The 11,986-nt window shown below is 73.3% G+C and carries 10 protein-coding genes and 2 pseudogenes; 5 read left to right on the top strand and 7 right to left on the bottom strand.

The features are described 5' to 3' along the window. Window positions 1–45: 45 nt before the first annotated feature. Complete coding sequence (locus SCK26_RS34310) at window positions 46–402, top strand: hypothetical protein (RefSeq protein ID WP_318205261.1); 357 nt, start codon at window positions 46–48, stop codon at window positions 400–402. Between the two features lie 461 nt (window positions 403–863). Here the strand turns inward: SCK26_RS34310 and SCK26_RS34305 are convergent, their stop codons facing one another. The 3 genes from SCK26_RS34305 to SCK26_RS34295 form a co-directional block, all read right to left on the bottom strand. Beyond that, the gene (locus SCK26_RS34305) at window positions 864–1,877 is read right to left on the bottom strand and encodes an MASE1 domain-containing protein (protein WP_318206151.1); all 1,014 of its coding nucleotides are present in this window, start codon (window positions 1,875–1,877) and stop codon (window positions 864–866) included. A gap of 101 nt (window positions 1,878–1,978) precedes the next feature. Beyond that, a complete protein-coding gene (locus SCK26_RS34300; protein ID WP_318205260.1) occupies window positions 1,979–2,809 on the bottom strand; it encodes a PP2C family protein-serine/threonine phosphatase in 831 nt (276 codons plus the stop codon). Window positions 2,810–2,895: 86 nt separating this feature from the next. Continuing rightward, window positions 2,896–3,216, bottom strand: coding sequence for a hypothetical protein (locus tag SCK26_RS34295; protein ID WP_318205259.1), 321 nt, complete (start codon window positions 3,214–3,216; stop codon window positions 2,896–2,898). A 254-nt stretch (window positions 3,217–3,470) separates the two neighbouring features. Between SCK26_RS34295 and SCK26_RS34290 the strand changes: the two genes are divergently transcribed. The 3 genes from SCK26_RS34290 (at window position 3,471) to SCK26_RS34280 (ending at window position 6,937) form a co-directional block, all read left to right on the top strand. Beyond that, on the top strand, window positions 3,471–3,788 hold the full coding sequence (locus tag SCK26_RS34290) for a hypothetical protein (protein ID WP_318205258.1): 318 nt from the start codon (window positions 3,471–3,473) through the stop codon (window positions 3,786–3,788). Window positions 3,789–4,234: 446 nt separating this feature from the next. Next, entirely contained in the window at window positions 4,235–5,389 is a 1,155-nt protein-coding gene (locus SCK26_RS34285; protein WP_318205257.1) for a Cmx/CmrA family chloramphenicol efflux MFS transporter, read from the top strand. A 102-nt stretch (window positions 5,390–5,491) separates the two neighbouring features. After that, window positions 5,492–6,937 carry a glyceraldehyde-3-phosphate dehydrogenase gene (locus tag SCK26_RS34280; RefSeq protein ID WP_318205256.1) on the top strand — a complete coding sequence of 482 codons (1,446 nt, stop codon included), beginning with the start codon at window positions 5,492–5,494 and terminating at the stop codon, window positions 6,935–6,937. Window positions 6,938–7,017: 80 nt separating this feature from the next. Here SCK26_RS34280 and SCK26_RS34275 read toward each other — a convergent pair whose 3' ends face one another. The 3 genes and pseudogenes from SCK26_RS34275 to SCK26_RS34265 all read right to left on the bottom strand — a co-directional run. Beyond that, window positions 7,018–8,952 (bottom strand): collagenase, encoded by a 1,935-nt coding sequence (locus SCK26_RS34275; RefSeq protein WP_318205255.1) that lies wholly within the window; start codon window positions 8,950–8,952, stop codon window positions 7,018–7,020. A gap of 162 nt (window positions 8,953–9,114) precedes the next feature. Then, window positions 9,115–9,929, bottom strand: a pseudogene (locus SCK26_RS34270) (ABC transporter permease). Between the two features lie 11 nt (window positions 9,930–9,940). Beyond that, window positions 9,941–10,183: pseudogene (locus tag SCK26_RS34265) on the bottom strand (ABC transporter permease); the annotation flags it as partial. A gap of 1 nt (window position 10,184) precedes the next feature. On the opposite strand from SCK26_RS34265, the gene SCK26_RS34260 reads away from it, so the two are divergent. Continuing rightward, entirely contained in the window at window positions 10,185–10,562 is a 378-nt protein-coding gene (locus tag SCK26_RS34260) for a hypothetical protein (RefSeq protein ID WP_318205254.1), read from the top strand. On the opposite strand, the gene SCK26_RS34255 is transcribed toward SCK26_RS34260, so the two are convergent. After that, entirely contained in the window at window positions 10,559–11,926 is a 1,368-nt protein-coding gene (locus SCK26_RS34255) for an alkaline phosphatase PhoX (protein ID WP_318205253.1), read from the bottom strand. The genes SCK26_RS34260 and SCK26_RS34255 overlap by 4 nt on opposite strands. Window positions 11,927–11,986: the final 60 nt, after the last annotated feature.

Raw genomic sequence — 11,986 nt, 5'->3', positions numbered from 1 at the left:
GGAAGGCACGTTGGCGGGGGCCGCCGCCCGGGTACTCGGCGCCGCATGAGCGAGCACGCACACGACCGCGACCGACAGCACGAGGACGCGACGGCGGCCGAGCGGGCCGCACGCCGGCGGAGCGAGGAGGAGCGCGAGCGGGCCGGCGCCCAGCCGTTCGACTACCCGTACCCGGAGCGCCGGGCCGGGGTCCGGGCCCGGCGTCACATCAGCGAGGCGCAGGCCGCCGCGGACACCCCGCCGGGCATCCCCGGGGGCTACGGCACGACCGGCGGCGGCCAGCCCGGCGCGACCGGCGCCGCCCACCCGCCGGCCCCCGAGCGCCGTACCCCGGCCCGGCCCCCGGCGGCCGAGCCCGGCGACGACGAGGGACCGGCGAACCGCTCCAAGCGGAAGCGCTGACCCGGGAACGGGATACGGGGGTGGTCCGGGGCCGTGGCGCTTGGGGCCGGCCGGATGGTGCCGGAACGACGGGCGGCCCCGCCGCCGTGCGAGGCCGTACGGCGGCGGGGCCGACGGCGTACGCCGGCGTCCCGGCCCGCACCGCCCGGCCGCGGCCACGGCACCGCCCGCCGGAGCCGGTCACCGACACCGTGGTCCGGGTCGGCCCCGGCCCGCGGAATGCCGGTCGGACGGTGTCGGCCGCCGGCATCGTGGCCGGGGCCCCGCCGACTCACGGACCGCTGCCCCGGCAGGATCGGCCATCGGCGCCGTAGCCCATCGGGCCGTGATCCTGGCCCGGCCCCGCCCGTCACGCGCACGCAGGTCGGACCAGGCCCGCCGTCGGCGTCGTGATCCGCGTCAGCCCCGGCCCGTCACCGGATGCCCGCTCCGGCAGGGGCGGTCGCCGGCGTCGTGGTGCGTCACGGGATGCCGGTCGGGTGGGGGCGGTCGTCGGTGTTCTGGGGGTTCGGGCGGGAGCGGGGCGGTGGGGCCTCGCCGGCGGTGAGGTGTTCGAGCACCTCGACCAGTTCCTGGCAGGCGTGCTCCACGGACCGGCGGGTGTTGCGCTGGTCGATGATCACGGCGGACAGCAGCAGCGCGGTCAGGGCGGTGGCCCCGTTGAACGCCTGGAGTTTCACCATCACCTCGATCCGGTTCAGCCCCGCGAACGCGCCGGCGCCGTCCGTCGCGGCGACGGTCGCCACCACGGAGGTCAGCAGCGCGCACAGCACACTGCCCACCAGCTGGAAGCGCAGCGCCGCCCAGATGACGACCGGGTAGACGAGGAAGAGCGTGCTGATCGGGCTGTAGGCGGCCAGCGGCACGAGCAGGCAGGCGACGACGGCCAGCGCGGTCGCCTCCTTCCAGCGGCCCAGCGGCAGCGGCCGGCGCGCCCGGTGCAGTGACAGCAGCAGCGGAGTGACGATCAGGACGCCCATCGCGTCCCCCACCCACCAGGCGAGCCAGACGGGCCAGAAGCCGTGGGCGGCCAGGCCGTCCGCGAGGACGAGGAGACCGGCCCCGACGGTCGCGCTGATCAGCGTGGCCGCCAGCGCCGCCAGGAACACCAGGGCGAGGCCGTCGCGCAACCGGCTGAGGTCGGTGCGGAAGCCGGCCCGGCGCAGCAGGAGCACCGCGCACACCGGCGCGGCGGTGTTGCCGAACAGGACCCCGAGGATGTCGACGTCGGGTGTGGTCAGGGACAGGACGGCGAAGAAGGCGCCGAGTGTGATGCCGGGCCAGCAGCGCAGGCCGAGGATCAGCAGCGCGGCGACGGCGACGCCGGTGGGCGGCCAGATGGGAGTGACGACGGCGCCCTCGACGGACAGCTCGCGCAGCAGGCCGAGCCGGGCCGCCGCGTAGTAGCAGGCGGCGACGGCGGCCACCTGGACGGCAAGGCCGCCCGGCCGGCGCAGCTTCTCGATACCCACCACAGCAGCCATCTCACACCGCCGGGCGCATCTCGGCGAGGCGAGCCGCGGTCCGGTCCGGCCCTATGGCTGAACGACGGGCCGCCGCGGAACCCGGCCGCCGGTCAGGCGAGGGTGCAGGGGCCGTCGAGGCCCACGACCAGGACGGCGGCGTCGTCCTCGTGTCCGACGCTCTCCGCGCCCTTGATCACGGCCGACGCCAGCGCGTGGGCCTCCAGCCCGGCGACGGCGGCTATGCCCGCGAGCCGTACCACCTGGTCCAGGCCGTCCTCGATGTTCAGCGAGGGTCCCTCCACCACACCGTCGGTGAGCAGCACGAACACCCCGCCGGTGGTGAGGCGGTGCCGCGTCACGGGGAACTCCACGCCCCGTTCGATGCCGAGCGGAGGCCCGCCCTCGTCGTCGACGACCCCGGACTTCCCGTCGGCCGTGGCCCACACGAACGGGATGTGCCCGGCCCGCGCGCTCTCCAGCACGCCGGTGGCCGGGTCCAGCCGCATGAAGGTGCAGGTGGCGAACAGCTCACTGCCCAGCGAGAGCAGCAGGTCGTTGGTGCGGGCCAGCAGCTCGCCCGGATCCCCGGTGACCGAGGCGAGCGCCCGCAGTCCCGCCCTGACCTGGCCCATGAAGGCCGCGGCCTCGATGTTGTGGCCCTGTACGTCGCCGATGGACAGCCCGATCCGTCCGTCGGGCATGGTGAAGGCGTCGTACCAGTCGCCGCCCACGTTCAGGCCGAGGTTGGCGGGCGTGTACCGCACCGCGACATGGACGCCGGGGGCGACGGGCAGGTCCCGCGGGAGCATGCCCCGCTGGAGGGCGATGGCCAGCTCGACCTGGGTGCGCTGGAGCTGAGCGCGTCGGCGCGCCTGGGCGGTGAGCGAACCGAGCCGGGCGAGCAACTCGTCGCCTTCGTCCATGGTGCGCTTGCGGGGCATCGATCACTTCCGGCGGGGCGGTGGCTCTCGGCGGGCCGGTAGCCCGAATCTTCAGCAAACGCCTAGATTTTACCTACTTCTACTGATCAGTGGATTTCGGAGTCGATGCCGGTGACCACCGCGGGCCCCAGCGGCGCGTTCCGCTCGTCCAGTCCCGCGTCCCGGAGCGCGTCGCCCGCGAGCCGCCGGGCCTCCTCCTCGGCGTGCGGACGGGTGTCCGCGTCGACGGTCAGGCGCAGGGTGAAGGTGTTGTCGTCGTTGACGCTGAGCACGTCCAGGTCCTCGGCGTTGCCCATACGGGTGCCGTGCGGATCGGCGGGCCGGAGCGCCCTGACCAGCCGGGTGCGGGCGTCGGCCCCGATCCCGGTGGTGAAGGTGCCGGGGACGCTGATCACGTAGGTCGTCATGAGACGGTCCTTTCTTCGGGCGTCCCCTCGTCTACCCCGTTTCCGCGCCTTCGCACGGCCCCGGCGGAGCACACCGGCCGGTCTCCGCGTGACCGTCCCCGTCCGTCACCCGAACGGTGGACGTGCCCGTGTCGGCCCCGGGGGCGGGCCGGGCGGGAGTGGGAGATTACCGAAGCGGCCCCGTTCCGCGTCACGGAGGCGGCCCCGTTCCGCGCTCCCCGTCTTCCGACCCCGACGTATCCGAAGGGCATCCCATGCGTCTGTATCGTCGTCCGCTCGCCGCCGTGCTCGGCACTCTCGCCCTCGTCCTGACCGCCACGGGCTCCGCGCTCGCCGCCGACGGCACGTTCGCGTGGATCGGGCCCGAGGGCAAGGCGTACGGCATCCAGAACCCGCCGGACCGCAAGTGCTTCGACATGGCCCAGGAGGCGCGCGGCGCCCGCAACGGGACGAAGAAGCCGCTCGTGGTCTACACGCAGAAGCGGTGCAAGGGAACGGCGACGCGGCTCGCTCCCGGCAAAGCGGCGCCCGCCGGCGCCCGCTTCGCCAGCGTCGTCTTCAACCCGCGCTGACCCGCACCGTCCGGCACCGTCCGGCACCGGGAGCGCACGCTCCCGCACACCTGACCGCCTGCGCGCACACCCGGGCGCGCGCCGCCGCGAAAAACCGGTGGCGCGCGCCCGGGGCCGCGCGTTAGCGTGCGGGACATGTCCAGCCCCGAGGCATCCAGACGCTAGCCACCGGCCGCCCGGTGGCTTTTCGTCGTTCGCACGCCATCACCGGGCTGCCGTCCTCCGGGTTCCGGACCGGCACGCACCTCTCTTCCGCTTCTTCTGCTGTGCCTCCTCACTCGTCCGTGTGACGCGTCGCCCTCGTGCGGGCGGCGGTGCCGGCCGGGCCCGCACGCGTTGCCCCGCGCGCCCGGCCGTCCGTCCGCTCCAGGACCACACCCACCGGTCGTGACCGTCGCGGCTCCGCGTGCTCGCTACCCGTCCGCGACACGGTGTGTGGAGTCTTGATGCCTTTCGCTCTCTATCTGCTCGGGCTGGCGGTCTTCGCCCAGGGCACGTCCGAGTTCATGCTGGCCGGCCTGGTGCCGGACATCGCCCGCGACCTCGGGGTCTCGGTGTCCACGGCGGGCACGCTCACGTCCGCCTTCGCCGTCGGCATGGTCGTGGGCGCGCCGGCGGCGGCGCTGCTCGCCCGGCGGCGGCCGAGCCGGCCGTCGCTGCTGGTGTTCCTCGGGGTGTTCCTGGCCGTGCACGTCGCCGGGGCGCTCACCTCCGACTTCTTGGTCCTGCTCGCGACCCGGGTGCTCGCGGCGCTGGCCAACGCCGGTTTCCTCGCCGTCGGCCTGACGGCGGCGACCGGCATGGTCGCGCCGGACGCCAAGGGCCGGGCCACCGCCGTCCTGCTCGGCGGCACCACGCTCGCCTGTGTGGCGGGAGTGCCGGCGGGTGCCGTGCTGGGTCAACTCCTGGGCTGGCGCTCGGCGTTCTGGGCGGTGGCCCTGGTGTCCGCGCCGGCGCTGGCGGCGATCTCCCGGTCGGTGCCGCGCGGCCCGGCGGCCGGGTGCCCGGCACCGGACGCGGGCACGGAGCTGCGGGCACTGGGCCGGCCCCGGCTGCTGTCGGTGCTGTGCCTGGCCGCGCTCGTCAACGGCGCCACCTTCTGCACGTTCACCTACCTGGCGCCGCTGGTGACGCGGGTGTGCGGACTCGGCCCGGGCTGGGTGCCGGCGGTGCTGGCGCTGTTCGGCGCGGGGGCGTTCGCGGGGGTGACGGCGGCGGGCCGGCTGGCGGACCGGAGCGTCCGGCCGGTGCCGCCCCTGGCCGGCGCCGCGCTGCTCGCGGGCTGGACCGCGCTGGCCCTGGCCGCCGGGCAGCCGGCGGTGGCCGTCGCGCTGGTGCCGGTGCTGGGCCTGCTGGCCTTCGGGGTGGGCGCCACGCTGGTCACCCGGGTGCTGTACGAGGCGGCCGACGCGCCGTCGCTCGGCGGCGCGTTCGCGACTTCGGCGCTGAACGTGGGTGCCGCGCTCGGTCCGGTGCTGGGCGGTGCCGTGCTCGACGGCGGATTCGGCCACCGCTCCCCGGTGTGGGTCAGCGCGCTGCTGACGGCCGTCGCGGGTCTGGTCGCCCACCGCCGGACACACCGAGGCGAACAGCCCGTGTGACACCGCTGCCGGCGTGCCGGCGAGGTGGCCTGGAGGGGGCTATAAACGCGCCAAAGCCGTGTGGTTATCATATGAGCGCTGCCTAGCTCGAAAGATGGATCCGTGACTGTCAACGACGACTCGTTCACCAACTGGAAGATCCGCGAAGAGATCGCGGAGTCGATGATCCCGCTCATCGGGAAGCTGCACCGCGAGCGGGACGTGACCGTCCTGCTGCACAGCCGCTCCCTGGTGAACAAGTCGGTGGTCAGCATCCTGAAGACGCACCGCTTCGCCCGGCAGATCGCCGGCGCCGAGCTGTCCGTCACCGAGACGATGCCGTTCCTCCAGGCCCTCACCTCCCTCGACCTCGGGCCGTCCCAGATCGACCTCGGCATGCTGGCCACCATGTACAAGGCCGACGAACGCGGCCTGAGCGTCCAGGAGTTCACCGCCGAGGCGGTCGCGGGCGCCACCGGGGCCAACAAGATCGAGCGCCGCGAGCCGCGCGATGTCGTCCTCTACGGCTTCGGCCGCATCGGCCGCCTCGTGGCCCGCCTGCTGATCGAGAAGGCCGGCTCCGGCAACGGCCTCCGGCTGCGCGCCATCGTCGTACGCGGCGGCGGCCCCCAGGACATCGTCAAGCGCGCCTCGCTGCTGCGCCGCGACTCCATCCACGGCCAGTTCCAGGGCACCATCACGGTGGACGAGGACAACAGCGCGATCGTCGCCAACGGCAACGCCATCAAGGTGATCCACGCCGACGACCCGGCGTCCGTGGACTACACCCAGTACGGCATCCGCGACGCCATCCTCATCGACAACACCGGCAAGTGGCGCGACCGCGAGGGCCTGTCCCGGCACCTGCGCCCCGGCATCGAGAAGGTCGTGCTCACCGCGCCGGGCAAGGGCGACGTGCCCAACATCGTGCACGGCGTCAACCACGACACGGTCAAGCCGGAGGAACGCATCCTGTCCTGCGCCTCCTGCACCACCAACGCGATCGTCCCGCCGCTGAAGGCGATGGACGACGAGTACGGTGTGCTGCGCGGCCATGTGGAGACCGTCCACTCGTTCACCAACGACCAGAACCTGCTGGACAATTACCACAAGTCTGACCGCCGTGGCCGCTCCGCGGCGCTGAACATGGTCATCACCGAGACCGGTGCCGCCTCCGCCGTCGCCAAGGCCCTGCCCGACCTGAAGGCGAAGATCAGCGGCAGCTCGATCCGCGTCCCGGTGCCGGACGTCTCGATCGCGATCCTCAACCTCCAGCTGGCCCGCGAGACCACCCGCGAGGAGGTCCACGACTACCTGCGCGAGGTGTCGCTGACCTCGCCGCTCAAGCGTCAGATCGACTTCATCACGGCGCCCGACGCGGTCTCCAGCGACTTCATCGGCTCCCGCCACGCCTCGATCGTGGACGCCGGCGCCCTCAAGGTCGACGGCGACAACGCGATCCTCTACCTCTGGTACGACAACGAGTTCGGCTACTCCTGCCAGGTCGTCCGCGTCGTCCAGCACGTGTCGGGCGTGGAGTACCCGACGTACCCGGCGACCGCGGTCTGACCGCGCCCGCACCGCGTACGCGACGTACGGCCGCCGACCGGGGGTCTCCGAGCGGCGGCCGTCTCCGTTGCCGGGTGCGGTCAGGTCCCGGCCGGTCCGGCGCAGGCGCCCGCGGCGCACGCCGTGAGCCACTGGTCGAAGTCGGCGTCGTAGCGGGTGCCGATGCCGTCGTGGTAGACGGCGTACCCGCCGGCGTAGTCACCGGCGCGGAAGCGGTCGAGCATGCGCCGCACGTCGTCGGGATGACGTTCGACCATGTAGCGCACGGCGAGATGGCCCCACGGATAGGTGCGGGTCACATCGCTGTTGTCGTAGGTGCTCTCGAACAGCGTGCTCAGCCGGTACGTGTGCCGGCCGGCCTCCTGGACCGCCTGGCCGTCGGTGAGCCCGCGGTAGCCGTAGGACACGTACTCGGCGATGCCCTCGATCCACCACACGTCCGGCACCGAGGTCTGCCGGCCGAAGTCGCCCTTCATGTCGTCACGGGCGTCCAGGAAGTGCGTGTACTCGTGGTTCAGGTTCCAGATCCGGGCCGGGAAGCCGTCGTCGTGGTCCTTCTGGTACATGATCGACACGGGCTGGTTGGCCGGGTCGGACGGGTCGCCGCCCAGGGTCATGCCGCCGTTGTCGGTGCTGATGCCGTACATCGCGCCGGCGTAGGTCTGGTAGTCGGCGCGGCCGGCGAACACCACCAGGCGGAGGCTGGTGGCGTACTGGCCGGGTATCGGTCCGCCGGCCCCCACCACCGAACGGAACCAGGCGTCCTGGCGGAGCACGCTCGCGCAGGCGGCGTCGAGGTCGGCGGCGGTCAGCGCCTGGGCGCGGACGGTGATGTTCGCGTCGCAGTGGCGGGTGACCGGCAGGACGGCCCTGTCGAGCCGGGCCGGCAGGTCGCAGACGCCGTAGTACCCGCAGTGCGCGCCGTCGTGGGCGGCGGCCTGGGTGGCGACGGCCACCCACAGCGCGGCCGTGGGCCCGGTGATCGCGGTTCGGTCCAGCAGGTCCTTGGCCAACGGCCGGACGGTGTCTTGGAGTTCGGGATGTTCGGCGTAACGGGCCAGGTTCATCCCGGCGTTGGAGTCCAGGAAGGCCAGGTCCGTGCCGAGCAGGCCGGTGTGCGCCAGCGCGAAGTCGTACAAGGCGCCGGTGATCCTCGGGTCGGCCCGTACCGCCCGCACGTACGCCGGGTTCCAGTTGCCGCGCCACAGCGGGGTGTGGACGTCGTTGACGGCCCTGACCATGCTGTCGACGGCGTCGTAGGAACCGTCGTAGTCGTCGAGCAGCCGCCGGTAGACGTCCAGATAGCGGCCCTGCTGGTCGGCGCTGTCGGTGAGGATGACGCTCTCGCCGAGCATGTCGCCGTTGGCCGCCGTGACATCGCGGGAGTGCGGGCGGGCGAAGAAGGTGTCCAGGCCGCCGGTGACGGCGGTGGTGAGCCGGGAGGTGTACGTGCCCGCGTCCTGCGGGTGGTTGAACTGCACGTAGTAGCCGGCGCGCAGGAAGAGGACCAGTTGCAGCAGGCCGCCGGAGTTGTCGCCGCGGTACTGCCCGGCGGTGCCGGTGAACGCGTGCGCCACGGTCAGCATCTGGGCCTGCCGGAAGACGGCCCGCGCGTCGCCGCCGGTGACCGCGAAGAGGGTGTTGACACAGGCCGGGGTGGCGGCCTTGACGTGGGCGACGAGGGCGGCGCCGGTACGGGACCCGAAGTCGGCCGGGGTGCAGGAGCCGGCTTTCACCGCGCGACCGTCCTGGCGGCCGGACCGTGGTTGCCTGGGCGGGAGTTGGGCCGGACTGAGCCGTCCGGGCCGGGTCGCGGGACGCTCGGTGGCGGCGGCGGACGCGGCGGCCGGTGACGGCGCGGGCAGGTGTGCGCGGGGCGCGGCGGGCGGCCTGGGCGCCGCCTGCGCGGGCGCGGCCGGCAGGCCGGCCAGGGTGACGCAGACGGCGACGGCGGCGGCGATGCGGCCCGTGGTGCCGGTGGGCACGCGTGCGGGCAGCGCGAAGCGAGGGCGCATCGGGATTCCTCCACGAAGGGGACGCGCCTCTGTGGGGTCGAGGCGTGTCAGGCACTGTCTCAGCGCGCACCGGACCCGACAATGGTGTGTGACATAGCACATGCCGCCGCTCGCTCATAACATCCGGGCGGCGGAGGCGGCGGGCCGCCGGGCGTCTTCCGGCTATACGCGGCTCGACGTGGCCGTGTCCGCGGACAGCCGCTGGGCGACGTAGACCGGGATCACCGACAGCAGGACGAGGACCGCGGCCACGACGTTCACCACCGGTGCCTGCCGTGGCCGGGCCATGTTGTCGAAGATCCACAGCGGGAGGGTCTGGACACCCGGGCCCGCGGTGAACGTGGTGACCACGACCTCGTCGAAGGACAGCGCGAAGGCGAGCAGGGCGCCGGCCAGCAGCGAGGAGCGCACGAGCGGGAACGTGACGTCCGCGAAGGCGCGCAAGCCGGTCGCGCCGAGGTCCTCGGCCGCCTCCTCGTACGAGCCGGCCGTGCGGCGCAGCCGGGCCACCACGTTGTTGAAGACCACGACGACGCAGAACGTGGCATGACCGACGATCACGGTGAACAGCCCGAGGCCCACGCCGAGCGGCTCCAGCACCGTGCCGAAGGCCGAGTTCAGCGCGATGCCCGTGACGATGCCGGGCAGCGCGATCGGCAGCACCACCAGGAACGACACCGTGTCCCGGCCGAAGAAGCGGTGCCGGGCCACCGCGAAGGCGAGGAGTGTGCCGAGCACCAGCGCGAGGGCGGTGGCCCCGAGCCCGGCCTTCACCGACACCCACAGCGCCTGCCGGACACCGACGTTGTGCGCCGCCACCGACCACCACCGCCCGGTCAGCCCCGGCGGCGGCCAGCCCGCGCTGGGTCGGGGTTCAGGGAGTTGAGCAGGACCAGCAGCAGCGGGACGTAGATCACCGCGAAACCGAGGCCGGCGCCGATCCGCAGGGCGATCCGCGCGGTGCGGCCAAGACGCATGGCGCTCATTCCTAGAGGCTGTCGAGGGCGCCCGTACGGCGGATCGCCAGCAGATACAGGACGATCACGGCGACGGGCACGGTGCCGAGCGCGGTGGCCATGGGCAGGTCGAGATCGATGCGGGAGTACACGAGGTTGCCGATGAGCTGGGTCTTGCCGCCCACGATCTGCACGGTGATGTAGTCGCCGAGGCTGAGCGAGAAGGTGAAGACGGAGCCGGCGGCGACGGACGGCGGCACCAGGGGCAGCAACACCATGGGCGTCAGGTCCCGGCTCGCCGCCGTCGGTACGGAACCGGAGGGCTGGGCCGCCGCACGGGTGGGCGGTGCGCCGGAGGCCGTCTTCGAGACGGTCGCCGCCGAGGGGCGCCGGCCCGCGCCCGGACCGCACGCGCACCCGGCCCGGGAGGCGATCGTCTCCGGTGCCTCTTTCGTCGCGGCGCCCGGGCGCCGACGGCGTCGTACGCCCGCCGCTGCTGGCTCTCGGCCCCGGCCGGCCCGCTCCGGCTCCGCGCACCGGGACTGGTTCACGCTGCCCCGCGACGCCGTACGTGGAGCACCTCTGGGTGCAAAGGCCGGCGCGCCGCCGGAACGCACCGGACCGGCGGCCCGCCTCTTCGCCACGGCGCGCTAGCCGCGCCAGGGACCGGTCACGGCGAACGTGGTGCCCGGGGTGTAGCAGTTGACGTACATCGTCTCTCCGTCGGGCGCGAAGGTGACCCCGGCGAACTCGCCCCACTCCGGCTTCTCCGCCGTCCCGATGTTCTGCCGGCCCCGGGCCATCGCGTACACCTCGCCACGGCGGGTCAGCCCGAAGACGTGCTGGGCGCCGTTGCCGTCCTCGCAGACCATCAGGCCGCCTCCGGGTGCGAGGCAGATGTTGTCCGGGGACTCGCCGGGCAGCCGTACGTCGGTGTGCGGGCCGAACACGACGACCAGGGTCAGCCGGCGGCGCGCCGGGTCGTAGCGCCAGATCTGGCCGTAGTGGTCGGCGCCGGAGCCGTCGGCGCCGCGCGCGAAGGACGACACGAAGTACACGCTGGAGCCGCCCCAGTAGCAGCCCTCCAGCTTCTGCGCGTGGGTGATGCCGCCGGGGCCGTAGTCCTGGAACCTGGTCGGCGTGGCGGTGGCCAGCGGGTCCGGTACGTCCACCCACTCGACGCCGTCGAAACGCGCCCCGGTCTCCTGGACCGTCGACAGGTCCGGTACGCCGGGCACCCGCATCGCCTGGAGCCGGCCGCCCGCGCGCAGCGAACCGACACCGCCGAGCGGCTTGTGCGGCAGGAGGCGGTAGAAGAGGCCGAAGGGCTTCTGGAAGGCGTCCTCCGTCTCGTAGACGACACCGTGGCGCGGATCGATCGCGACCGCCTCGTGCTGGAAGCGGCCCAGTGCGGTCAGCGGCACCGCGCCGGTGCGGTGCGGGTCGTTGGGGTGCACCTCGAAGACGAAGCCGTGATCCTTGGTGTATCCGTTGGTGCCGGCCTTGTCCTCGGTCTCCTCACAGGTCAGCCAGGTACCCCAAGGCGTCGGGCCGCCCGCGCAGTTGACGGCCGTACCGGCGATGGCGACCCGCTCGGAGAGCACCCGCTGGTTCCGGTCGAGCGTCAGGGCCGTGCAGCCGCCCTTGCCCGCCGGGTCGTAGGTGAGGCCGCTGACGGCCGGCACCGGGATCTCCGCGGTCGCGCGGTTCTCGTGGTTGCGGACGAGGTGCGTTCGGCCTCCTTTGCCGGCGAAGGCCGCCATGCCGTCGTGGTGGGAGGGCACCCGGCCCTCCCCCGAGCGGAGCTGGTCGCCCTCGCGGGAGAGCACGGTGTAGCGGAAACCTTTCGGCAGGTCGAGCAGGCCGTCCGGGTCGGGAACGAGCGGACCGTAACCGGTGCCGCCCATGCCCTGGGCGGCGGCCGTACCCGCGAAGACCTCGGACAGGGCCCCGGTGAAGGCGATGCCCGCTCCCAGGGCACTCGCTGCGGACAGGACCTGACGGCGTGTTGCAGACATACGGCAGTGACCTTCCTGCTGGCGGACAGGAACCGTGACCCCGCCGTGTCTACCACCTGG

The sequence above is a fragment of the Streptomyces sp. SCL15-4 genome, from assembly GCF_033366695.1.
In the GTDB taxonomy this organism is placed as follows: Bacteria; Actinomycetota; Actinomycetes; order Streptomycetales; family Streptomycetaceae; genus Streptomyces.
The sequence above is the reverse complement of the archived record's forward strand: the minus strand, read 5'-3'. Positions and strand labels throughout refer to the sequence as shown.